This is a genomic window from Pseudomonas sp., assembly GCF_049590575.1.
Lineage (GTDB): Bacteria > Pseudomonadota > Gammaproteobacteria > Pseudomonadales > Pseudomonadaceae > Aquipseudomonas.
Window position 1 is genome coordinate 82,788 of sequence record NZ_JBAWDE010000073.1, and the last position, 23,264, is coordinate 106,051.

24 protein-coding genes are annotated in these 23,264 nt (G+C 55.4%); 10 read left to right on the forward strand and 14 right to left on the reverse strand.

What is annotated here, in order from left to right; genetic code table 11:
- Positions 1 to 17 precede the first annotated feature (17 nt).
- Positions 18 to 353 (reverse strand): GrlR family regulatory protein, encoded by a 336-nt coding sequence (locus tag WBR57_RS05965; protein WP_424083021.1) that lies wholly within the window; start codon positions 351 to 353, stop codon positions 18 to 20.
- A gap of 258 nt (positions 354 to 611) precedes the next feature.
- Here WBR57_RS05965 and WBR57_RS05970 point away from each other — a divergent pair, with 258 nt between their 5' ends.
- Entirely contained in the window at positions 612 to 1,406 is a 795-nt protein-coding gene (locus WBR57_RS05970; RefSeq protein WP_424083023.1) for a DNA adenine methylase, read from the forward strand.
- Here the strand turns inward: WBR57_RS05970 and WBR57_RS05975 are convergent.
- From WBR57_RS05975 to WBR57_RS05985, 3 genes are all read right to left on the reverse strand, one after another.
- Complete coding sequence (locus WBR57_RS05975; protein ID WP_424083025.1) at positions 1,403 to 2,083, reverse strand: SOS response-associated peptidase family protein; 681 nt, start codon at positions 2,081 to 2,083, stop codon at positions 1,403 to 1,405. The two genes, WBR57_RS05970 and WBR57_RS05975, sit on opposite strands and share 4 nt — an antisense overlap.
- Before the next feature lie 24 nt (positions 2,084 to 2,107).
- Positions 2,108 to 2,446: a hypothetical protein gene (locus tag WBR57_RS05980; RefSeq protein WP_424083027.1), complete on the reverse strand. Its 339-nt coding sequence runs from the start codon at positions 2,444 to 2,446 to the stop codon at positions 2,108 to 2,110.
- A 442-nt stretch (positions 2,447 to 2,888) separates the two neighbouring features.
- On the reverse strand, positions 2,889 to 4,202 hold the full coding sequence (locus WBR57_RS05985) for a Wzz/FepE/Etk N-terminal domain-containing protein (RefSeq protein ID WP_424083055.1): 1,314 nt from the start codon (positions 4,200 to 4,202) through the stop codon (positions 2,889 to 2,891).
- 631 nt (positions 4,203 to 4,833) lie between these two features.
- Between WBR57_RS05985 and WBR57_RS05990 the strand changes: the two genes are divergently transcribed.
- Together WBR57_RS05990 and WBR57_RS05995 are read left to right on the forward strand one after the other, a co-directional pair.
- Positions 4,834 to 5,643: a hypothetical protein gene (locus tag WBR57_RS05990; RefSeq protein ID WP_424083029.1), complete on the forward strand. Its 810-nt coding sequence runs from the start codon at positions 4,834 to 4,836 to the stop codon at positions 5,641 to 5,643.
- 784 nt (positions 5,644 to 6,427) lie between these two features.
- Positions 6,428 to 7,219, forward strand: a complete 792-nt coding sequence (locus tag WBR57_RS05995) for a class I SAM-dependent methyltransferase (RefSeq protein ID WP_424083031.1) — start codon at positions 6,428 to 6,430, stop codon at positions 7,217 to 7,219.
- Between the two features lie 160 nt (positions 7,220 to 7,379).
- On the opposite strand, the gene WBR57_RS06000 is transcribed toward WBR57_RS05995, so the two are convergent.
- On the reverse strand, positions 7,380 to 7,595 hold the full coding sequence (locus WBR57_RS06000) for a hypothetical protein (RefSeq protein ID WP_424083033.1): 216 nt from the start codon (positions 7,593 to 7,595) through the stop codon (positions 7,380 to 7,382).
- A 383-nt stretch (positions 7,596 to 7,978) separates the two neighbouring features.
- Positions 7,979 to 8,191 carry a hypothetical protein gene (locus tag WBR57_RS06005; RefSeq protein WP_424083035.1) on the reverse strand — a complete coding sequence of 71 codons (213 nt, stop codon included), beginning with the start codon at positions 8,189 to 8,191 and terminating at the stop codon, positions 7,979 to 7,981.
- A gap of 388 nt (positions 8,192 to 8,579) precedes the next feature.
- Here WBR57_RS06005 and WBR57_RS06010 point away from each other — a divergent pair, with 388 nt between their 5' ends.
- Together WBR57_RS06010 and WBR57_RS06015 are read left to right on the forward strand one after the other, a co-directional pair.
- Positions 8,580 to 9,368, forward strand: a complete 789-nt coding sequence (locus WBR57_RS06010; RefSeq protein WP_424083037.1) for a hypothetical protein — start codon at positions 8,580 to 8,582, stop codon at positions 9,366 to 9,368.
- Positions 9,369 to 10,243: 875 nt separating this feature from the next.
- Complete coding sequence (locus tag WBR57_RS06015; protein WP_424083039.1) at positions 10,244 to 10,777, forward strand: hypothetical protein; 534 nt, start codon at positions 10,244 to 10,246, stop codon at positions 10,775 to 10,777.
- Positions 10,778 to 11,105: 328 nt separating this feature from the next.
- Here WBR57_RS06015 and WBR57_RS06020 read toward each other — a convergent pair whose 3' ends face one another.
- On the reverse strand, positions 11,106 to 11,615 hold the full coding sequence (locus WBR57_RS06020; RefSeq protein ID WP_424083041.1) for a nuclear transport factor 2 family protein: 510 nt from the start codon (positions 11,613 to 11,615) through the stop codon (positions 11,106 to 11,108).
- A gap of 69 nt (positions 11,616 to 11,684) precedes the next feature.
- Entirely contained in the window at positions 11,685 to 12,758 is a 1,074-nt protein-coding gene (locus WBR57_RS06025; protein ID WP_424083042.1) for an aldo/keto reductase, read from the reverse strand.
- Positions 12,759 to 12,903: 145 nt separating this feature from the next.
- Here WBR57_RS06025 and WBR57_RS06030 point away from each other — a divergent pair, with 145 nt between their 5' ends.
- The gene (locus tag WBR57_RS06030) at positions 12,904 to 13,797 is read left to right on the forward strand and encodes an AraC family transcriptional regulator N-terminal domain-containing protein (protein WP_424083043.1); all 894 of its coding nucleotides are present in this window, start codon (positions 12,904 to 12,906) and stop codon (positions 13,795 to 13,797) included.
- Between the two features lie 455 nt (positions 13,798 to 14,252).
- Here WBR57_RS06030 and WBR57_RS06035 read toward each other — a convergent pair whose 3' ends face one another.
- The 4 genes from WBR57_RS06035 to gcvA all read right to left on the reverse strand — a co-directional run bounded on the left by WBR57_RS06035 (position 14,253) and on the right by gcvA (position 17,153).
- The gene (locus WBR57_RS06035; RefSeq protein WP_424083044.1) at positions 14,253 to 14,510 is read right to left on the reverse strand and encodes a hypothetical protein; all 258 of its coding nucleotides are present in this window, start codon (positions 14,508 to 14,510) and stop codon (positions 14,253 to 14,255) included.
- A gap of 40 nt (positions 14,511 to 14,550) precedes the next feature.
- On the reverse strand, positions 14,551 to 15,312 hold the full coding sequence (locus WBR57_RS06040) for an SDR family oxidoreductase (RefSeq protein ID WP_424083045.1): 762 nt from the start codon (positions 15,310 to 15,312) through the stop codon (positions 14,551 to 14,553).
- A gap of 33 nt (positions 15,313 to 15,345) precedes the next feature.
- The gene (locus WBR57_RS06045) at positions 15,346 to 16,173 is read right to left on the reverse strand and encodes a DMT family transporter (protein ID WP_424083046.1); all 828 of its coding nucleotides are present in this window, start codon (positions 16,171 to 16,173) and stop codon (positions 15,346 to 15,348) included.
- Positions 16,174 to 16,247: 74 nt separating this feature from the next.
- Positions 16,248 to 17,153: a transcriptional regulator GcvA gene (gene gcvA, locus WBR57_RS06050; protein WP_424083047.1), complete on the reverse strand. Its 906-nt coding sequence runs from the start codon at positions 17,151 to 17,153 to the stop codon at positions 16,248 to 16,250.
- A 261-nt stretch (positions 17,154 to 17,414) separates the two neighbouring features.
- Between gcvA and WBR57_RS06055 the strand changes: the two genes are divergently transcribed.
- The 4 genes from WBR57_RS06055 to WBR57_RS06070 all read left to right on the forward strand — a co-directional run bounded on the left by WBR57_RS06055 (position 17,415) and on the right by WBR57_RS06070 (position 20,796).
- Positions 17,415 to 17,582, forward strand: coding sequence for a hypothetical protein (locus tag WBR57_RS06055; protein ID WP_424083048.1), 168 nt, complete (start codon positions 17,415 to 17,417; stop codon positions 17,580 to 17,582).
- Positions 17,583 to 17,894: 312 nt separating this feature from the next.
- On the forward strand, positions 17,895 to 18,503 hold the full coding sequence (locus WBR57_RS06060) for a LysE family translocator (protein ID WP_424083049.1): 609 nt from the start codon (positions 17,895 to 17,897) through the stop codon (positions 18,501 to 18,503).
- A gap of 340 nt (positions 18,504 to 18,843) precedes the next feature.
- A complete protein-coding gene (locus WBR57_RS06065) occupies positions 18,844 to 19,827 on the forward strand; it encodes a GlxA family transcriptional regulator (RefSeq protein ID WP_424083056.1) in 984 nt (327 codons plus the stop codon).
- Positions 19,828 to 19,878: 51 nt separating this feature from the next.
- Complete coding sequence (locus WBR57_RS06070; protein WP_424083050.1) at positions 19,879 to 20,796, forward strand: ADP-ribosylglycohydrolase family protein; 918 nt, start codon at positions 19,879 to 19,881, stop codon at positions 20,794 to 20,796.
- Positions 20,797 to 20,881: 85 nt separating this feature from the next.
- Here WBR57_RS06070 and WBR57_RS06075 read toward each other — a convergent pair whose 3' ends face one another.
- Both WBR57_RS06075 and WBR57_RS06080 read right to left on the reverse strand, forming a co-directional pair.
- Positions 20,882 to 22,120 (reverse strand): NAD(P)/FAD-dependent oxidoreductase, encoded by a 1,239-nt coding sequence (locus tag WBR57_RS06075; protein WP_424083051.1) that lies wholly within the window; start codon positions 22,118 to 22,120, stop codon positions 20,882 to 20,884.
- Positions 22,121 to 22,123: 3 nt separating this feature from the next.
- Positions 22,124 to 23,264: aldehyde dehydrogenase (NADP(+)) (locus tag WBR57_RS06080; RefSeq protein ID WP_424083052.1), on the reverse strand; the 1,141-nt coding region annotated here is incomplete at its 5' end.

The following is a 23,264-nucleotide window of genomic DNA, read 5'->3' on the forward strand; positions in this document are numbered from 1 at the left end:
TCTGCCTAGGTGAATTGCTACACGGCGGGAGCGATCTTGTTGCCTTCAAGAGTCACTACTATATGAGTTGCGCCTTCAACAGTGCCCGATAGTGAAATTGTTCCTCTTTCATAGTTGATTTCGCCACTCGCATTCAATGTGTAGTTGTCGAGTCCGGTGATATTTGTATTGCCAGCCCGCCACATACTTACTGTGAATTGGCCAGTGAAAGGTCCAGAGATCGACGGAACTTGACCCTGATAAAGATAGTTAGGATCCCCGCCATTAGCGGACCCATCTTTGATTACAACTAATCCGCCGCCATTATCAGGACGGTTTGATCGGAAAATTACTGAAAATATACCGTTCGGCATTTTACAACTCCTATTGCGATGGCGAATTGATGCTAGCTGAGTATCGCGATTATGCAATTAGCGCAGAGGAGAAGTGAAACTCTATGAGTTAACTAACTGTTTTATATGAAAAAAGAGCGGTCCATATGAGTGCTTCAACATTCATACGGACCACTGACCCCGCAGATCATCCCTGCAAGTCCAGCCAAGGCTCCTGCTTCGTGCACAAAGCGGAGCGAGCCTAGCACTGTTTATCCATACAGCAAAGGTCTTGCTTCTATGTCTACACCCATCGTCCCTTGGATGGGCGGCAAACGCCGCCTGGCCGACCGCCTTATCCCGCTCTTCCCACCCCATGAATGCTACGTCGAAGTCTTTGCCGGCGGCGCCGCGCTTTACTTCATGCGCCCCCAGGCCGCCCCGGTTGAAGTCCTCAACGACATCAACGGCGACCTAGTTACGCTGTACCGCGTCGTGCAGAACCACTTGGAAGAATTTGTGCGCCAGTTCAAATGGGCGCTCAGCTCCCGCCAGGTGTTCGAATGGCAGAAGATGACCAGGCCTGAAACGCTCACCGACATCCAGCGGGCGGCGCGGTTTTTCTACCTGCAGCACCATGCGTTTGCGGGAAAGGTCAGCGGGCAGACTTTCGGTACAGCCACCACTGGCCCTACCATCAACCTGCTGCGGATCGAGGAGAACCTGTCTGCCGCCTGGCAACGGCTGTCGGGTACCTACGTCGAGAATTTGGGCTGGCTGGAATGCGCGGAGCGGTACGACCGGTCGCATACCTTCCACTACATGGACCCGCCTTACTGGCAGACCGCAGGCTATGGCGCGGACTTTCCTTTTGAAAACTACGAGCGGATGGCCGATTTCATGCGCCGCTGCAAGGGCAAAGTGATGGTCAGCATCAATGACCACCCTGACATCCGATGTGTGTTTGACGGGTTTCACTTTGAAACCGTGGACATTCGGTACAGCACTACCAATCAGCGGCAGGGTAGGTCCGAGGTCAGCGGCGAACTGGTGATCATGAACTGGGAGCCCGATGCCTTCGGGGGGCTGTTCTAAGGAACGGGCTCAATCAAGCTGGCGTCCTTATTTCTCACGTTGCCCACGGCGGTGCTGACCTTGAACCATTCGAAGGTTTCGGAAGGCTCGCCCTGGTGCAACACAATCTGCTCGGCACGTTCCTTCGGCGTTGCCGGATCCAGCCATTCGCGGGCAAGGTCGGGCGTAAGTACCACGGGTCTCCTGTCGTGGATGTCCACCATGCCACCAGCGCTATCGGCGGTGATAATCACAAAGCCGTCATGCTCGCCTGGTCCTTCATCGGCGTCTGGTTGTTGCCCGATAGCTGCACATAGGATCGGCGCGCCATCCCGCCTGCGGATCAGATAAGGCTGTTTCTTCGGACCACCTTCATCCACCCATTCAAACCAGTTGTCTACGGGTGTTATTGCCCGGTGCGGCCAGATCGCCCGGAAGAAGGGGCCGTGGGCTACCTTCTCGACGCGCGCATTTATGGGCGCAGCTCTGTCTTTTGCCCAATGCGGACGCCACCCCCACCGCACCGGATCGGCGTGCAGCAGGTCGCGCTGCAGGTGTAGTAACGCCACGTGCGTCGTTGGGGCAACGTTGTATCGCTCGATCGGCTGATCACCCACCGAGTTTGCCTGGGCGTTTGGCATGCTCAGTGCCGCAACAAAGTCGTGGATTCCCCGGTACTGCGACAGTCTTCCGCACATGGCAACCCCCCTTTCTGATTGACCTTAGACAATCGTGGTAGGTCGAGGTCTCATTTCATTGACGATCCGTCGCAACTCGTCGGCTTCCCGTCTGTTCACATTTGCCGAGGTGGTGAGTTCGGCGATTTGCTTACGCATTACTGCCGCTTCGGCGCCGCGCTCACGGAGATATCCCCCAAACTCAATGTTCTTCGCCTGGGTTTCCAGCAGCATCTGACTGATACCGAAGACGTCTGCTCGCGCTTTGCGTAATTGCTGGTTCAGTTCCTGGATTTCGTTCTCCAGTAGACGGCAATGCTGTCGGTACATCTGTAGGGGGGTGGGGAGGCCAAGCCATTCGAGGGTGTCTTCATCATCGTTCATGGGCACGAATCCAATACTGTATGCACATACAGTAAATGACGTTTGATCATGACGCGATTTGAGGCGACGAGCTGTAGGGGAGAGGCGGAGATTAGGCCGAAAAAATCAGCTGGGATAGATGAAAGTTTGCCCTTCAGCAACGTGAAAAACCTCATTCCAACATAGCATTTGATGGCTGTAACGGCATGCATAGGTGGATGCGAGGGCCAATAAAACCTGGCCCTTCAGCCTGTTTTGGCCTGCCGGGCAGTCGCAGACAGGACAGGCCTCGGCTCGCCGCCGCCAGTCTGGGGAGTTGGCGTGCAACAATCAGGCCACTGACGTGCCACAAGTGAGACGGAGTGGCGTGCTTCAGCACTCGGCGCGCGCCGTCGTCCCCCCACCTCGCCTGCGGGCTAAATGGGTGATTTTTTCTGCGCACCTGCAGACCAGTCGGGGCGGTTCAGGCTGGGCGCTTGCTTGTTGTTTGGGAAGTGGAACCTGCCAAATCGACCAATTTTTTTCTGTGATCTGTAATCATGTACCGGATGAGCGCTAGCATAACGCCAAAAAATGCCCCTAAAACCAATGCAAAAGATAGGTATTTTAACTTCGACGGCTTTTGGGGTCCTATAGGTTCCTGGGCGCGGCGATCAATAGATACTAAACCCAATCCGCTCATGTCTGTGTTAATGCTATGCAATCTAGCCCTTTCTGATCGTAAGGTATCAATATCTTGGAGGAAGATATCTTCATTTTTTCTTTGCTGTAAGACTTCAACTTTGCGATTAACCTCCAGCATTTTTAGTTCTTTTCTAATTTGCGCAATTCGTGCATTTGATAAGTCATCAATGGATTGTTGTCTTAAAATCGCTCGCTCAGCTTCAAGCGCATCTGTACCCAAAAAGTAAAGTGGGATAGCCTGGTTATTAACTTCGGTGCGCATTATTTGATTGGAGCTTGATGTTGATGCGTTGGCGAAGGAAGATGGAGTGCTTGGGTGCTTAATGCCCAAGGTTTTTGCTACGGAGATTGCATCGGTTAGTTCAGATATTCGATTGTTGCGTAAAACGTTCATCTGAAGATGAAGTCCAGCGAGTTCGTCTTTGAGTTGGGCTCTCTCAACCTCGTCGTCTTCGAGAAGCTTCGCAATCTGGGAATCCTTCGCCGACTCATAATTAGATCGCGCAGCATCAATTTTACCCTGTAACTCTGAAATACGGTTCGCGACGATGATTTTAAGGTCAGCGCTGATCTGCTCACGCTCCATTTTCAAAGCAAAATCAACAAACCCATTCAAAATGGCAGGACCGTCAACTCCATCAGGGTAGAGCATCTCCAGGCGAATAGAACTGCTAAGTTCGGTTCTTTTCGGATCTGGTAAAACTAGATTTATCGAATTACGATTAAATAGCTCAAAACTCTGTTCCGAGCTCTGACCAGGCTTGTTGAATTTTTCGAAAAGCTCTGGGTGCGCGTTGAAAAAGGCAAAACGTGCATCGTAAGAATCTAGCCGAGCTCCGACTTTGTTTAAAGCTTCGGTAGGAGGCAGGGTATATACCTGAGAGCGATTCAGTGCATCAAGGTCATTGATGGCTGTGGGGCGCAATACAGAACTAGTTGCATATTCTTTGGGTGTAAATAAGGCAATTAATAATCCTATAAAGCCAACTAATATTACAGAGATTAGAATGAGGGATCGTTGACTCCACACACCTTGCATGAGTGCAATTAAATCAACTTCATCTGGTTGTATTATTCGCTGAGCCTTTGACAGATCACTCAAAATCTTTTCTTCCTTAATAGGCAACGCACAAAAGAGAGGCTTTTAGTACAGGGATGGTCTCATTTTCTGATAATCAATTTCAGACCTCCGTGGGCATCGTAAGCTTTGTCTGTTTAGGACGCAACAGGTCACCAAAGCCAGCCATCGGCTGCCCATTGGAAACCAGTTTTTGCCCTGACTATGTCTCATATCTCCATTGGATTTTAGCCATGGTTCCATTGATCTCGATCTCGACCTTTGATGTTGAACCTAAAAAGGGCATGACGAATGCAGACTTCGCCAAGTAAAGTCGGTATTTCGGAAATTGCAACAAAGCACGGATTTCAGTGTAATAACCTAAATCGATGGGCTGTCGGGAGAGTGCTCACCTAGTCTGTCTTCCTACGGCAGCGCCCATGGGAATGAAATTGCTCTGTCAGCTAGCTTGTCTTTGGGGTGACATGCCTGCCTTAATGTGAAGAAGGACGCTGGGCGAGCTCATTTGCAGGCTACCAAAGGTTGAGCATTTTGATGTCGCGTCGGAGTGAAGTAGCTTTTATCGGACGAGCGGTCGTTTTAGATTAGACCTCCGCCCATCCTTTCACTGAAAATTGGACCTAGATTTCAAAGGAATGCATCTGCCATGAATCGAAACAATCAAGTGATTGTCGAAATTAACCGCTTCGTAGTAAACACCCTGATTCTCTTGGCTTTTGTAAGCCCTCTGGGTGCGATTTTCATTTTGGCGGAAGCCGATCACTGGGTAGGGTGGGTTCAGGCGGTGGGAAGCATTGAGGCAATCATTGCCTCATCGATGGTTGCAACCCGTACGCATCGCCTGAGCATTAAAGCAGAGCGTGCGAAACAGGCTGTAGAACATGCACGAGTTTTCACCAACCTAAAAAACCTAATCGAGCAAACATATTCCTACCTCTTATACATTTGTGATCACGCTGTCGGGGGACTCGATAAAAAGAATTCGGCGAATCTCTTTCCTCCCGGTCTGGGAAGCAACAAAGGTCAATGGTCCAGCTATGGATTTAAGGCAGCAGACATCAGACGAAGCATGTCTCTATTTGAAAAGAATCTTGATCAGCTATCGACGCTCAGCTTTGCTGAGATAGGGGATCCCGTTATAGCAAGTAAAATCGCCAGTTTTATTTCCCATAGTAAAACTCTTGTTGAAGAGATAAGCGTAGGCTGGGATGTCCCTGAGTATAAAGGAGAAATGCCGGATAATAACGAGCGCAACTATGAAAGTGATTCATTTTCTTACCCGCCGGGTACACCTAATTTGACTCAGTCTCAAAAGAGAATTGGGTTGTCCCACGCGATCGCGCGTGGGTACATGAATTATTATTTTTGTAATGATTTTCCTAATAGAATTGCCGAAGTATATCAGTCTCTCACGGCTGAGCTTTGTGCGAAGAGTGTAGTGCGGTACCGTAGTTGATATGAAGTCGCCTTCCAGTATCGTTAATAATTGGGAGGCTCTACGCTTTTTTTCTAAGATCTATAAAATACTATTCGCTACTAATTTTTCGAATTGGATATGTTGATCCGTTTGGGAAGTGATTGCTGAGAGTTTTGAGTTTTTCCTAGTGATCGATAGCCACTGATTAAAATATAGATACTATAGTTGGCGAGTTCCATCCTGCGTCCTGCTATGCTTCCTTTGAAGTGGCATATTTCTCTTGTACAGCTAGCGCGATACAGGAACACTGCCGCGCTAAGACGCAGTTTCACGTATGTTTCACAAATTTATATCTGCATATGAGATATGTTTTTACTCAGGTGAAGCTATAAGATCTTGGTTCGAAGTTGTTGCAGCATGGCCTAGCAGCAATAGACGCAAAGATCTATATCTGAACGTTCGCAAAGAGGTGGAGCAGTGGGGGATCAATACTTCGTGCATTAGTACGAAAGTGATACGAAAAATCATAAGTCATGCTGCAGACCTTGATCTCAAGTTGCTGTGGATTTGACGTATCCAATCCATCACCGAAAAGGCTATTGATTTTGCTCCTGACTGTTGCCAGTTGGCCCACACCTGTCGGCCATTTGCGACAGGAATTAGCCCAAAGTGGTCTTTCAGAGGCGTCCAGAAAATCCAATATGACTTAGATGCTATTTCGACGGCTTCACCATTAATGATGGCTTGGTAATATCATGCAATCCGGCTGCCTGAAATATGAAACCGGGAGTCTTATGGCATTCACCAAGGAGGAGTACGACACATGACTGCAAAATCGAAGTTTGGCGTTCCAATGAACTCTGGGGAGTACGCAAAGGAGTGGCAAGTAAACTCTGCTGGCTTTGAAAGCCATGGTGATTACAAATGGATGGCGACACAGCTTGGAAATGCCGACACCGTGCTGGAAATTGGGTGCGGCTCGGGTAACGGTACGTTGGAGTTGGCTAAACAAGGCCGACGATTCGTCGTGATCGAGCCTAATGCCGAACTGGCTCAAATGGCCTTAAACACCCTCAGGAATGCAAACATCTCAGTCGACTATGTGGCGGCTAGCGCTTTACACACCACTCTACCGACGGGAAACGTGATCATCGACGCTGACATATTCGATAAGAGCCTCGATCGGCTTCTTGCGAGCACTCAATTCGACGCCATTGTGTGCTGGCTGATCGGTGCTGAGCCTGAAAGGGTTGCGTCAAATCTCAATGTCGCGTTCGACGAGTTTCAGGGGGGTGAACCGACTCTGTATCGGGAAAGATTGCATGCTCGTTGCGGTGAGCTAGGTGCTCTTTGCCTTAAACCGCGTGGGCTAATTCATGTTGTCGACAGGCAGGGCGTCAGTCATATGGATGACTGCAAACCGTTCATTCCAATCATTGTTGAGAATCATTCGAAAGTCTTTGGTCCTCGTTACTCGGTCTCATCGCAAAGTATTTCCTTTAGAGAGCTCAGTACTAGTCTCGCCGCGGATTCCCGCATGCAGTACTCCTCCAATCAGACTGTTACCGCTAAGGGAATTCTTATCTTCGTATCTGTAAAAGCCGTTCTTAGCTGATCAGTTGAAAGGTGGGAGTAGGATATCGGGCTCAAAAGATTACGCTGTTTTTTTCCTGCTCCCGCCGCCAGTGAGGTTTCGGTCGTCTTGGTTCATTCCGTAAGCGTAATTGTTCTGCCCCTTATCCAATAGTTGTGTGTTTTTGGCCGATAACTGACATTTAGGTGAGGTCTGCCCTTCCCAATCGAGCCAGGCCTTGCTTGATATGGCCCGCGTTTTCACCAATCGTGTGAAGTGCCCCTCGAACATTCTCACCCAATTCTAAAGCGTTTTGCTGCTCAGCCCAAAGAGTCAGCTCCATCACAGCCGCTTCCAGTGCCAGTTGATTTTGATAAAACCGTTCCAGCACGTCCTTCAGTGAATACTCGCTTGCCATGGTTTGCGGCTCGTTTTGAAAAAAATAAGCATAGCAGTGGCAGCTCACGAATTTGCGAAATCCAGTGAAAAAGGAGGCAGGAGGAGTGCCTGGGAGTAGTGGTGGTACGAAAGTGGCACTGGAGGGTGGCGGGAGCGCTGTAGTGCTCGTTTTGTGAGGCCTTGAGGATTAGTTGTTCCAATCCATCATCGGACGGATCGTTTCTCTAGAGCCTCGAGCGCTGAGCGTGGGGCAAAAATGGGGCAAACCATACGCCAATCTATGCCCTTCAATGCCAAATATGCGTTTATGTAACTTGATGCATGTGCGCATTTTAAGCCAGCAACCACAGGCATATTTCCCAAAATCCATTACATACCCTTGCATAATCGGGGTGTGCTTTGTCAGGGACGATTGGTTCGTAGCTTCGCTAAGCCCTGCTTGATGTGCTCAGCGTTTTCGCCGATCACGAATAGAGCACCACGTACGTTATTACCAACCTCATCCAAGCCTTGCTTTTCGCTTTGGAGAGCCAGCTCCATCAGAGCTGCTTCCAACGCGAGCTGATTTTCGTACATTCGTTCAAGCAAATCCGGGAGTGAGTATTCTCCTGACATGGTGCTACCCCATCTAAAAAGAGCTAAGCATAGCAGTGGCCTACCAAATAGGTGCTTGCTTAGAAATTGCTACGAGATCGGCTGCTTAATGCCAGAAAAGTAGCGATAGCAGTGGCTTTGGGGAGGGCTACGTCCACTCCATCATCGAGGCCATAGAAAACCGGCGGGGCAGGGCTGCGTCGGACTGTGTCTGAGGGCGTTGGAATCTGGTGATGGAGAACGCGAAGGGTGGGGATTTTATTAGGAATAGGTTACAGGCGGCTGGGTGTTGATTGTGTGACAGGAGCTCCCGATATTTCTATAAAACCTTCCCTCCTGCTACAGTCGTCTGGTTAGGGCTGCGTTATCGACAAGATGAATGATCGACTGAATTGTTTTAAGGATTGCTATGGCTAATGAGAGCACGTCGTCCCAGCGAAGCTGGGCAGAACATCCAGTTTATGTAGCCGGAGTTTCGGTCGCTGGAACAATCGCTATATGTATTGCTTTGTATAAAGAGGTTCTGCTGCCAGCTCAAATGGCCGCAAGTGATTATAAAGTGAGCGAGCTAGAAAGGCAGCTTAAGGATGCTAATGCTCAGAGGTTGATCATAGAACAAGTTGCAGAAAGAACTAAGGTTTCTAATTTGTCTGAGAAAAAACAGCTGTCGAGTGAGTTGGCATTGGTTAAGGCAGAATTGGAAAAAACAAAATTAGAATTTTCAAATTTTAAGTTGGGAAATCTCTTTTTTGAGGGTGGGGTTTATCCATCATCTTTTGATAAGGTAAAAGTCGGGCAGCCAATTAGTGTGGTGGAGAAGGTCTATGAGGGTTTTCATGTCAAAAAAGAAGATGGATTTGTCACTGTAAATGTAGATCACCCTTTCTTCGGAAGTGTCGTATACTATTATCTTGATGACGCCCCACAAAATATATATCAAATTATGTATATGGCTCGATATGGTGCCGAGTTAGCGGTTGGTGGGAATTATCTTCAGGGCCAGCTAGAGAAAGCATTTGGTGAGCCCGTAAAAATGTCAGAAGATAAATATTATTGGAAAGCTAGCGATGGGGTTAACATTTTTAAAGATGATGACACTTTCTTGATTACTACCGGGAATAATCGTCCTGGCGGTTGGGATAGATTGATTGAAAGATACTGGAAATCAATTGATGCGCAGAAAGAAACTACTAAGTAAGTTAATGAGCTTTCGCTCAGCAGGGAGATCAGCGTAGTACTCTTGTTGCGCATATCACCGAAGGCCCAGCCCTCCTTGGATCACTTGTGAAGCTCCTTCGTTAGCGGTGCTGACATTCTGCACAGCGCTTCTTACGGCGCTGTAGGATCTAGAAAAGCTCTAGCGACCACGCCACCGGCTACGTCGACGTTCTTTCGACGTATACCCGACAGGAGGCGACGAAACATAGGAATCCATTCCGCAACCGACATAGAACCTCCCGATTTGCAAGGGCTCCAGCGGGGCTGGGATTTACGGGATGCGGAACTGAGGGGAATGTAACTTATTGAAAAATCGTAGGATATTCGTGGATTGCAAATCCGCCTACGCCGGTTCGATTCCGACCTCGGCCTCCACTCTTGAAAACCCCGTAGATTAACGTCTACGGGGTTTTTTATTGCCTGGGGTTTGGTCACCGCTTCCGCAATTTTGTGGAGAACTAATCACGTTATCGCCTTATACAGGCACGCCCATCGACAAACTGCTAACACGGTCTTTCAAGGCTTACTGCCGCTTGCCGGCAACCATCAAGCCGAATGTTTAGCCAAGAGCGATAGGGCTACATGTCGAATAGCGAGCGGTACTTAATTCGACGAAAAGTTCCGGAAACAAAACTGCCGACGCCAATAGACATGAATACTTAACAATATCGAAAAATCATTGCCCGAATGGACATTTAACCGTAAATTTTTGCGCATGTCGCGGCACTCTAACTGTCAAAAATATACTAGCCGGACATGTTCTGTAACATCTGAATTCGCTTTTTTTCTAATTTCCATTAAGGTTTGCCCGTCTGAGAATAGCCAGCTCATTAAATTTTTAGGATGTGAGTACTGATGAACAAGCATGTAGCGCTTCGGATAATTATATTTGCTGTTAGCATGCTATCCATTTCCGCAAGTGCTGACTGCTCGTTTGTTAGCAGTAAAGGTATTGATAATTTTACCTATAAGGTGTCGAAAGAGGACTGCGAGCTAATAGATTTTAACGGCGAGAGCGTGGCGACCATTCATGTTGAATATCCCGCGATGAAGTTGGTGAGCTATAAAAGTAAGGATGACAATGTCGTCACATTGAGAATATCACCGATCGACGTTCCACCGTTTGATATAGATCGTTCTTATTCCGACATAAAAGTCTTAGGTACTGTAGATGGGCTGGATCTATTAGAGGGGAACGAGACAACCTACAGGCGAGTCGGTAGCGATGGAGCGAATGCCTATATTGTCAAGTGGCAAGCCATTTTTGTCGGTAAAAGAGCCTATAAAGACAAGTTAATGGTTCAATATACCTTTGATCATAAGCTCTCAGACATCAAAAGGATCGATGAGTTTGTTTTAGGTTTTTTAAATAGATTCATAGCTTATTAGATTTAGATAAAACACAGCTTCCACTCTCTAATGCCGATATTTTTTATTTAAAAGTCGGGCTGTCTGTAGAAGATTGTACAGGCGGCTACCGCTACCTTTATGATTTGGTGTAAAAAAGCTATTTCGAATGAAAAGGACGAAATTGCGAGAGATCAACTGTTGATGGCGCGAACTGGCTTTATTTCTGCCTGGTATCACGAAAAACTTAGCACGGAGCAGCGTAATGGCGGATTTATCCTCGGCTGTATTCTTCATGGGTGCGATATTCAGCCTTCAACCCAACTAGTCGAACATTGCCGGCTTTTCGATTACCGCCACTCCATCGCGTCTATCCTTCCTCCGGCTGGGGAATACGACGTAACACGTCGTCATAAGCCGGCATGTCGAGAAACGCCGTCACCTCTGTCGCACGGCCTTCCTTCATACGGAAGATCCAGACGTAGCTGTTGACATAGAGCTTTGCGTCGCGAGCGACGGCTTCGCCTTTCCAGTGAATGATGACGTGGTCGCCATCGGCCCAGAGCTGCTTTGACACCGGCCGGATTGGCGTCTTGAGGCGCACGGTGAGGGGGCGTACGGCTCGCGCCATCAGGTCATCGCGGCCGCGGTAAGTGCCGGAGTTAGGCCCTGACCCCTCAATGGTCCAGACCACGTCGGGTGCCACGACCTCGTTGAAGAAGTCAGTGCCGCCAGCCGCCCAGCGATCGAACGCCGCTGCCACAAAGGTCTTGTTGTCTGCGCTTCGCTCAACATTGGCCGAGGCAGTGGGCAAAAAGCAGGCAAGCAAGGCGCAAATGACCAGCCTGTAAGTGTGATTGGCGAAACGGATACTGGCCATGGTATTTGCTCCTGTTACCGACAGCGTTGTTGCTATACATGAGTTATCGCCCATTGCTACTTGCAGCGCTTATCCGGCCCGCCCCTGCACCTTGGCGCCGCCAAATACCAGTTGCTGGACCATCGGGGTGGCAACAAACCGGCCCGGAAAAATCGGCGCCGGCGCGCTTGCCTGATCCAGGCGGGCGATGTGCGATTCGGCCAGCTCGATGCTCAGTGCCTTCAAGTTGTCATCGGCCTGTGCCAGTGTCCGCGCGCCGATAATGGGCGCCACCACGGCGGGGTTTTGCAACGTCCACGCAAGCGCTACCTGGGACGGTGTCGCGTCGATTTGCGCAGCGATATCAACTACCACACTGGCGATTTGCAATGAGCGCTCGGTCAAGTGCCCCGATGAACTGATCACGCCTTTGCGTTCCGCTGCTACACCGGCTTCGGTACTTTTGCCCAGGTCGTCACGCCCGTATTTGCCGGTCAGAATACCGCCGCCCAGCGGTGACCACGGCATCACGCCCAGTCCCATTTCTCGCGCCATCGGCAGCAGCTCGTGTTCCACCGTGCGCTCCACCAGGCTGTACTCAATTTGCAGTGCGACCAGGGGCGCCCAACCGCGCAGTTCGGAGAGCGCTTGCAACTGCACCACCTTCCACGCGGGCGTGTTACAGATGCCCAGATACAGCACCTTGCCGCTGCGTACGAGGTCATCCAGGCCGCGCATCACTTCCTCCGCGCTGGTGGTGAAGTCCCATGCATGCAGGTGCAGCAGTTCAATGCGGTCGGTGTCCAGCTGGCGAAGGCTGGTTTCCACCGAGCGCATCAGGTTAAGGCGATGATTGCCGCCTGAGTTGGGGTCGCCGGGGTCGCGGGCCATGGTGTACTTGGTTGAAATAACCAGACGCTCGCGCCGCCCCTTCATGAGCTGGCCAAGAATGCGCTCGGAAGCGCCGTTCGTATAATTGACGGCGGTGTCGATAAAGTTGCCGCCCGCCTCGACATAGGCGTCGAAAATTTGCCGGGCTCCGGTGGCGTCCGTCCCCCAGCCCCAGTCAGAGCCGAAGGTCATCGTGCCCAATGCGAGCGGAGAAACGCGAACGCCGGAGCGGCCGAGCAGGCGGTAGTGATCGAGTGCTGAAGGGGTAGACATTGGAACTCCTCACGAAACACAGGTTGATTTCTGTAGGAGAATTTTGCGTGGTGGCGACGACTTGCACGTATACGGATCGTCCCGCATCCTTGCATCATCCTCCGAACTACTCTGCGTTCCGCAGTAGAACGTCTTGAGGCACACCATGAACCTGCGGCAAAAACTGATCGACCTCATCAGCCGTCATGCGCCGTCAAATGGCTTTCACTCGACGCCGTTGAGGGGCGTTACGCTGGTCCGCTCTGACACCCCGACAGTGCCCATGCCCGTGGTGTATGAGCCGACGCTCTGTTACATCGTGCAGGGCCGTAAGCAGGTGTTGGTAGGCACCACGGCCTACGTTTACGACGCGGCCAACTACCTGGTGGCCTCGGTGGATATTCCGGTGATGGGTTCGGTTATCGAAGCCAGCGAGGCAGAACCCTATTTGTGCCTGGTGCTCGACCTGGACATGGCGGTGCTAAGCGAGCTGGCCTTGCGCAATCCACCGACCAGCCGCGAGAAAGTCGCCCCGGTGTCGACTGGCATCGGACTCAATGGCAGCACACCGGAGCTGCTCGACGCGGTGACGAGGCTGGCTGGTTTACTGGACACGCCACAAGACGCCGCCGAACTGGCTCCGCTGGTGGTGCGTGAGGTGCTCTATCGCCTGCTCACCCGACGTGGCAATGACATGCTCTGGCAAATGGCCAAGGCTGACAGCCGTCTCGGCCAGATCGCCAAGGCGATTACCTGGCTGCGCGCCCACTACCAGGAAGCGTTGCGCATTGACGATATTGCCGACATCGCGGGCATGAGCCGCTCCACCTTTCATGCTCATTTCAAAGCGGTGACGTCGATGAGTCCGCTCGAATTCCGCTGCCTGCTGCGCCTGCAGGAAGCCCGGCGCCTTATGGTGGCCGAAGCGCTGGACGCAGCCACTGCAGGTTACCGCGTGGGCTACGAGAGCCCGTCCCAATTCAGCCGTGACTACGCGCGGATGTTTGGCCTGCCACCGGCCCGAGATGCCATGCGCTTGCGCAGTGGCGCTATGACCTGATTCATTCGCGGGGTGAACACGTACATCCACCTCTGGCAGGAGGATCTGGGGCGAAGAATCTGATCGCTGCGAATAATGCGTTTTTCGACGAGTGACGCGTCTAGATCAAGGCTTCCAAGCCGAAGAGGGTTGTCAGACGCGGATTTGCCGACTACCCTGAAAATGTTCGAATTGTTACGAATAATTTCGGTGGTGGCCGTTTTTGGGTCACGCTACTTCAGGATGAGGAACGAAAGATGTTTTCACACGAAGGTCCCGCAATAGAGCTGTTGATGTTTGTTATTGGCCTGTCTGGCTTGCTCTTGGTCGTCTGGTTCATTCACCACCAATACGAACGAAGAAACGGGAAGGGCGTAAGAAAACAACAAAATCGTAACGAGCGGCAGTCGACTTGATTTTTGCCATGTACCTGTCGAATCGAGCCAGCCGGTTTTCGGCTGGTTTTCAGTCGCGATTCAGCGGTTCGCTTCGGCCCTTGCAATTCGTTGCTCCTTCACTTCCCGCGCATAGCCGTCCAGCTTTTCCTGCTGAGCGCCCAGCAACCCACCTATTTTCATCAACGCCAACGCCTCATCCGGGGTTTTCGCGTTTGCCGCCAGGGCCGTCAGCTCGACCACTGACCATCCAATCACCGCTGCCGCGTCTTCAAGGTCGTAAAACAGTTCCTGCTGCGCAGTTCGGGGGCCGTCGAGGCCGTGTATCAACGCTTCCATCTACTTCTCACCTGATGCTGATTGTTGAAGACGAAACGCCTCACTTGCCTCCAGTGACATCCAGAAACGTCCCGGTAATAAACGAAGCTTCCTCGCCCGCCAGCCACACTATAGCTCGCGCCACTTCTTCGGGTTGTCCGCCCCTGCCCATGGGGATCGATTCTTTTACCCGGTCCACGCGCCCAGGTTCGCCGCCGCTGGCGTGCATGTCGGTGTAGATGTGGCCGGGGCGGATGCAGTTGACGCGGATACCTTCGCGCGCCACTTCTTTGGACAGGCCGATGGTGAACGATTCGAGGGCGCCTTTGGAGGCGGCGTAGTCGACGTATTCGTTGGGGCTGCCGAGCCGTGCGGCACCGGATGAGATGTTGATCACGCTGCCGCCCTTGCCGCCGTGGCGAGTCGACATGCGCTTGACCGCGTGTTGCGCGCAGAGCATGGGGCCGATCGCATTGATCGCGAAGATGCGCTGCATGCGCGTGACGTCGATGTGTTCAAAGCGCGATTGGGGCGCGATGATCGCGGCGTTATTGACCAGTACGTCGATGCGGCCAAAGGCATCGTCGATGGCGGCGAACAGCTGCACCAGCTGTTCCGCGTCGGCGCTGTCTGCGCGGATGGCCAGGCCGCGGCGCCCCAGGGATTGCACATCGGCCACCACACCAAGCGCGGCGGCCTCATTGGCGACGTAGCTGATGGCCACATCGTAGCCTTGTGCTGCCGCGAGCCGCGCCGTGGCTGCGCCTACGCCACGGCTGCCGCCAGTGATCAGGATCAGGGGTGTTGAGGAGGCTGTAGTCATGTCGAGCACCTTATAGTGGAAGGGTAGTCAGGATCAGCCGATCAGGCTGGTGCCGATGGCGATGACCACGCAGGCCAGTACTTTTCGCACGGTCAGGGCTTCGCCAAGGAACAGGTAACCGATCATCGCCGCAAACAACACGCTAGTTTCGCGCAAGGCCGACACCGCGCCCATGGGGGCGTGGGACATGGCGTAGATCACCAGCCCGTAGGCCAGCAGTGACACCAGCCCGCCCATGAACGCCGTGGCGAAACCGGGTCGTGGTTTGAACAGGCTGGCGGTGTCACGCAGGCCGATATAGACCAGTGGCATCAACACGCCCCACAGCGCGCACATCCACACGGTATAGGCCAGCGGCGCACCGGAGAGTCGCGCGCCAATACCGTCGGTGACGCTGTAGGCCGCAATGAAGAAACCCGTACCCAGGGCATAGGGCAAGCTGGGCACGGCGATTTTGCGTCCTTTGAATGCCAGTGAAATGATCCCGCCCGACACCAGCGCAATGCCGAGCAAAGCGCCGGGGCCGACCGTCTCGCCGGCGAAAAACGCGGCGAACAGGGTGATCAGGATCGGCGAGGAACCACGGGAAATCGGGTAGGTCTGCCCCAGGTCGCCGACCTTGTAGCTGCGCACCAGGAACAGGTTATAGCCGACGTGCAGCACCGCCGACAGCACGGCATAGGGCCAGCTGGCTTCGGCGGGTGCTGTCAGGAACGGGGCGATCACGGCGCTGGCGATGGCGACGGCCAGGCACATGACGGTCATCGACCACAGGCGGTCGGCGCCGCCTCGCAGCAAGGCGTTCCAGCTGGCGTGCAAGAGGGCGGCGAACAGGATGAGTAACACGATGTGTAAGGGCATGCGCCATCCTACGCAAAAGGCCGCAGGGACTAAAGCGAAGTCCCCTCATCCTGGCATGAGCATAACCTCATGTTTTAACCATAACGTTGCTGGGCCTGTTTGGCCTCTGCCAGGAGCCAGTCGCGAAAGCTGGCGACATGCGGTTGGGATTCCAGGCCTTTGGGGCAGACGAAGTAGTAGGCAACCGGCGAGGCGAACGGCAGGTCAAATATTCTCACCAAGCGACCATCGCTGATTTCAGCTTCGACGTGCCCGCTACGCGCCAGTGCAATGCCCTGGCCCAGCAGCGCGGCTTCGATGGTCATGTTGGTGTCCGCGAACCTGACGCTTTCCTTGAGTGCGCCGATGCCGACGCCGATGTGCTGGAACCACGCCTCCCATTTCGGCACAAGGTCGGCACCCTCTCGCGTGAGCAGCGGGTAGCGCAATAATTCAGCCGGCGTCTGCGGGGTGCCAAAGCGGTTCAGGAGGTCAGGGCTGGCCACCGGGAAAATCTGTTCCCTGAGCATGAATTCCGAGTGCAGGCTCGGGTAGTTGCCATTGCCCAGGCGGATCGCCACGTCAGCTTCGGCGCTGGAAAAGCTGATGGCTTTGTCGCTGGTCTCCAGCGTGACCAGGATTTGCGGATGCTGGTGTGACAGGCTCGGCAACCGCGGAAGCAGCCATTTCAACCCGAAGGAATAGGTGGTGCTGACCTTGAGCCGCACCCGGCCGTTTTGCTCCCTGAGGTCAGCGAGGGTGGCTGCCAGGTTCATGAAAAACTCACGCACAATCGGCGCAAGCGCTGCACCCGCCGGGGTCAGGCGCAGGGATTTGCCGCGCTGGAAAAGCTGCAAGCCCCAGATATCTTCAAGGTGTTTCAACTGATGGCTGACGGCGCTTTGGGTGACGTGCAGCTCTTCGGAGGCTGCGGTGAAAGTGGCGTGCCGGGTCGCCACTTCAAAGGCACGCAGGCTGGCAGTAGGCGGTAGGTCTCGCATTTGAGGGGTCTCGACAAGCCGATTGGAAGGCAGCTTCCATGAGTGGAGGCTCATGATAGTTGATTTACAGCAGGCACTTGCTCCGCGAGTTCGACCGAGCCCAGCTGCTAGCGCAAAGACGCAAGCTGGATGCGCAAGCGCGACCTTGTACCGGTGCCCTTACAAACCCTACCAAGGCGTTACACGAAAGCCGTGACGCACGTGGCTTTGCACGGTCATACCTGGCGAGAAGTTAATCTCGTCAAGTAAGAGAGTGTGGTCATGAAGTTGAAATACCTAACCAAGGCGGCTGTGGTTGTCGCGCTGTTGTCGAGCTTGTCCGGCTGCTGGATGTTTATGCCACCCGGTGGCGGTGGTGGGCATGGGGGCGGCGGGCATGGTCAGGGCGGTGGGCCTGGCGGCCCGGGTGGCGGTGGCGGCCAGCGCTGAGGCAAAAAAGAGGCAAGCCATGTTGCGTGGCTTGCCTCTTTTTTTGCCTGTGATAAATCCGCCACGGCGCTTGGCACGCCACAGGCAGCTTATGCCAGGCAAAGAAAAGCCCGCGATGGGGAGCGCGGGCTAAAGGGATGTTCACTAGGAGCTGGGTTCAACATAGGCCCTCGTCTGTGAAAGGTTTGTGAAAGCGTCGAGAAATTTGCCGAGCCAAAGTGTATTCCTCGATCCACCACCAGCTGTACGGGGCATTGGCGTGCAGATCCCTTTACTGTCGCAGGCATACCACCCCCGCCTGGATGCCGCCTCATGTTTATGTCCACCAGCCTGCTGTCAGCCTTTGTGCTGTTCGCCTTTGTGTCTTCGATCACGCCCGGTCCCAACAACACCATGTTGCTCGCCTCGGGGGTGAACTTCGGGTTTCGCCGCTCGATGCCCCACGCGCTGGGGATCAGCATAGGTTTCATGGTGCTGGTGATTTCGGTGGGCCTGGGGTTGGGTGAAGTGTTCAAAGTGTTCCCGTGGGCCTACACGCTGTTGCGCTATGTGGGCGCGACGTACCTGTTGTACCTGGCATGGAAAATCGCCACGGCCGGCGGCATGTCCGAGAGCGATGACGAGCGCGGCAAGCCCATGACCTTCCTCGGCGCGGCGGCGTTCCAGTGGGTCAATCCCAAGGCCTGGATCATGGCGCTGGGCGCCATCACCACCTATACGCCGGCCGAAGGCTACGTGACCAACGTGCTGGTGATTGCGCTGGTGTTCGCGGTGGTCAACCTGCCCAGCGTGTGCGTATGGGTCGGGTGTGGCAGCGGTTTGCGTAACGTGCTGCGCGAGCCGCGCTGGGTACGCCTGTTCAACTGGTCGATGGCGGCGTTGCTGGTGCTGTCGTTGTACCCGATGGTGTTTGTCAGCTGAGGGTCAGACTGGCGAGATGGTTGCCAGCAGGCCGATACCGATGGTCAACACCAAAAAGCCGAACAGGAAAAGTGCCATCTTGGTCATAAGGCCTCCGAAAGGCAGGAAAGGGGAATGGCGCCATTGTCCGCCCGGGCAGTATTTCGGTACAGACGCAGATAACAAAGAAAAAACCGTATCAGATGCAGTTGTCGCGGTTCTGCCACAGGCTTTGCGTGAGTTCGGCTTTGTGAGGATCAGTGCCTGAGACAGCCACCGCATTTGCCCCTAAGATGGCGGCCACTGCATCAACAATAAGAGTGGCCAACCCTCGATGGAAAGACGCCAATTCAGCGGTGGCATGCAAGGCAAGAACCTGCGCTACCTCAACGAGACTTCCCGGCAGCCGGCGCTGGTGACCCGCGTCGGTTTCCTGCTGCTCGAGCACTTTTCACTGCCTGCGTTCACCCAGACCCTCGACACTTTCGTCACCGCCAACCTGCTGCGCCCGCAACTGTTCGCCTCGCGCACATTCGGCTGTGGTGACGGCGAAGTCGTCAGCGACCTCGGCCTGGTGATTCGCCCCGATGCTCGCCTTGACGCCAACGCGCTGCACGACCTCGACCTGCTGGTGATCTGCGGCGGCTTCCGCACCGAACTCAAGGCCGACGACGCTTTCATCCAGCTGCTGCGCGCCGCCGCCGAGCAGGGCGTGAACCTCGCGGGTGTGTGGAACGGCGCATGGTTCCTGGGGCGCGCCGGCCTGTTGCAAGGCTACCGCTGCGCGATCCACCCCGAACACCGCCCAGCGCTGGCCGAGGTGTCCAAGGCCGCGCACGTCACCAGCGAACCCTACGTGATCGACCGCGACCGCCTCACAGCGTCCAGCCCATCCGGTGCCTTCCACATGGCGCTGGACTGGATCAAGAGCCTGCACGGCAAGGCCCTGGTCGAGGGCATTGAAGACATCCTGGCCTTTGAAGAGTCGCGCTACCGGCGCATCAAGCCCACCGAAAACGTCAGTGTCAGCGCACCCCTGCGTGAGGTGGTGAAACTGATGGACGCCAACCTCGAAGAGCCGCTGGAACTCGACCAGCTTGCGGTCTACGCCGGCCGCTCGCGCCGCCAGCTCGAGCGCCTGTTCAAGGAACAACTCGGCACCACGCCACAGCGCTACTACATGGAACTGCGCGTGACCGAAGCCCGACGCTTGTTGCAGCACACCGAACTGTCGCAAGTGGAAGTGCTGGTGGCCTGCGGGTTTGTGTCGCCGAGCCATTTCAGCAAGTGCTACAGCGCCTATTTCGGATATCGCCCCTCCAAGGAGAAGCGCTTGGTGAAGTAGCATGGGCATGGCCCGGAATTTGTCTGGACGAATTTTATTCAAGGAATGCTAATGACCCTCACGCTTTCAGACCGCTATCGCGGCAGTTTGCTCGGTTTGGCCTGCGGCGATGCGGTGGGCACCACGGTGGAATTTTCCCCACGCGGCACGTTCAAGCCGGTCACGGACATGCTCGGCGGCGGGCCTTTCCAGCTCAAGGCCGGGCAATGGACCGACGACACTTCCATGGCGCTGTGCCTGGCCGAAAGTCTCTTGCGCAAGAATGGCTTCGACGCCGCAGACCAGATGGCGCGCTACCTGAACTGGTGGCAGTGGGGCTACCTGAGCGCAACCGGTGACTGTTTCGATATAGGCACCACGGTCCGCGCAGCCCTGGCGGCCTTTCAGGAACTGGGTGACCCGTTCGCAGGTCCGACCGACCCTTATTCCGCCGGCAACGGCTCGATGATGCGCCTTGCGCCTGTGGTGCTGTTTTATTACCCGGACGCGCAACGGATCGACCACTTCGCCCGGCAAAGCTCGCGTACCACACACGGTGCTCAAGAGGCTATCGAGTGCTGTGTGGTACTGGCGCGTGCAATCAGCCTGGCCTTGAGCGGTGCACCCAAAGAGCAACTGCTGAGCCTCTCGACTGCCGGGCTGCACGCGCCCAAGGTTGTGGCAATTGCCCAGGGTGACTATCGCGATAAATCTCGCGAGCAGGTCACCGGTTCCGGTTACGCCGTCGCGTCGTTGGAGGCGGCACTCTGGTGCGTAGTGAACACCGAGCGTTACGCTGACGCCGTGTTGATGGCTACCAACCTTGGGGACGACGCGGACACCACTGCCGCCATCGCCGGCCAACTGGCCGGTGCCTTCTACGGGGTGCAGGGCATCCCGGAAGGGTGGTTGGAAAAGGTCTGGATGCGAGACGACATCCAGGAAATGGCGGATGGACTGTTGAAGGCGGCCAGTGGGCATCCGATTTAACAGCGGGCCGCCACGTCCCCTTGTGGTGAGCGAGGCAAGCCCGCTCGCCACAGAGAGCCGGCTTTCAGCCTGATTTTGCGTTTGGTCAGAATCGACTCAGACGGTAAGGCTCCGCCACCATCCCCTCCGAGTTTGCCAACCGCCCGACCCTCTCCGCCGTCACCGCCGCCTGCGTCAACCCCAAATGCTGGTGACCAAACGCCAGCAACACCTTGCCATCGCACACCCGGTCTATCACCGGCAGCGAATCCGGCAGCGACGGCCTGAAGCCCATCCATGGCGTGGCCTCTTCGGCATTCAGGTCCTGGCGAAACAACCCATGACTCAGGCGATGCAACTGCCAGGCGCGCTGCATATTTGCCGGGCGTTTCAGGCCGGCGAATTCGACCGTGCCGGCCAGGCGCAGGCCGCCGGCCATGGGCGTCATGATGAACTTGCGTTCCAGGGACGTGACGGCAAAGGGCAGGCGCTGTTGCTCGTGGGGCAGCATCAGGTGGTAGCCGCGCTCGGTGTCCAACGGGATTTTTTTGCCGGTGAGGGCGGCGGTGAGCGTGGCTGAGTGAGCACCGCAGGCGATCAGCACCTGGCCCGCCTGCAACGGCCCCTGATCGGTGACCAGCGTGACGCCCTGAGTATCCACTCGCCCGTCCAACACTTGACGCTGCAGAAATTGCACGCCCAGCGCCTTGGCCGCCTCAACCAGTTCACACACCACCTGGTAGGGGTCGAGAAAGTGCCCGGTGCGCGGGAAAAACAATCCGCCCTGGATGCCGTCGCTCAATTGCGGGGCGGCCTTGCGTATGGCATCGCCCGACCAGAACGCCACCGGCACCTGTTGCTGTTGCATCCGCTGTTGCAGGGCATCCAGGGCCGCTTTCGACTCTGCCCGCTCAAACACCAGCAGCGAGCCGTCTTCGCGCAGCAACGGCGACCGGTCGATGCTGTGCAGCAGGCGTTGCCACGCCCCCAGGCTGCCTTCGTTCAACGCACGAATGCCCGCCACCGTGCGCTGGTAGCGCGCCGGGCGCAGGTTCAACAGCAGCCGGACAAACCAGGGCAGGGCGTGCGGCATGTATTTCCAGTCCAGGCGCAGCGGGCCCATGGGGTCCATCAGCATCGCGGGCAGGCGCTTGAGGATCGACAGGTCGGCAATCGGAAACACCTGCTCGGTCGCCAGGTGGCCAGCATTGCCATAGGAGGCGCCCATACCGGGCGCCTGTTGGTCGACCACCACCACCTGCCGCCCCTGGCGCGCCAACTTCAACGCGCAGGCGACCCCGATAATGCCGGCGCCGACCACGGCGATATCTGCACGGTTCACCATCGCCTAAGCCTCCCGCTGGCCATCGAGCAGGCGCCGCAGCAGCCAGGGGTTGCCCTGCTGGAGCGCGTCCGGCAGCAAGGCGTCGGGGAAGTCCTGATAACACACGGGGCGCAGGAACCGCTGGATTGCCGCCGTGCCCACCGAGGTACTGCGCGCATCGGACGTCGCCGGGAACGGTCCGCCATGCACCATGGCATCACCCACTTCCACGCCGGTCGGCCAGCCATTGACCAGCAGGCGCCCGGCCTTGCGTTCCAGCACCGGCAGCAGTGCCTTGGCGTTTGCCAGGTCAGCTTCATCCAATTGCAGGGTGGCAGTGAGTTGACCTTCCAACTGCTCGGACACCTGGCGCACTTCTTCAGCATCCGTGCACACCACGATCAACGCCGCCGCGCCAAACACCTCGGCTTGCAGGTGTTCGTTGCTCAAAAACGCCGCGGCCCGGGTCACGAACAGCTGCGCCTGGCCCTGGTTGGGACCTTGTGCCGGCAAGCCCTGCGCGGCGACCTCGGCGTGCTGGGTCAGGCGACCGACAGCGGATTGGTAGGCAGCAAAAATGCCGGGGGTAAGCATGGTCTGTGCCGCGCTGAGCGACAGCCGTTCGCCGGCCACCTTGATGAAGTGATCGAGGGCCGGCCCGTGAACGGCAATCACCAGTCCGGGGTTGGTGCAGAACTGCCCTGCACCCTGGGTCAACGACGCCACAAAGCCTTGGGCCAACGCTTCGCTGCGTGCTTCAAGCGCAGCGGGGAACAGGTACACCGGGTTGATCGAACTCATTTCCGCATACACCGGTATCGGCTCCGGCCGTGCCTGCACAGCCTGGGTGAGTGCCATGCCGCCACTGCGCGAACCGGTAAAGCCCACGGCCTTGATGCGTGGGTCGGTCACCAGCGCAACCCCCACCGCGTAACCGGAATCATAGAGCAGGGAAAACACTCCCTCCGGCAAACCACAGTCCTTGACTGCCTGAGCCACGGCCCGGCCCACCAGCTCACTGGTGCCGGGATGCGCGCTGTGCGCCTTGACCACCACCGGGCAACCGGCGGCCAGTGCCGAGGCGGTATCGCCGCCGGCCACCGAAAACGCCAAGGGAAAGTTGCTCGCACCAAACACCGCTACCGGGCCCAGCGCTATGTGGCGC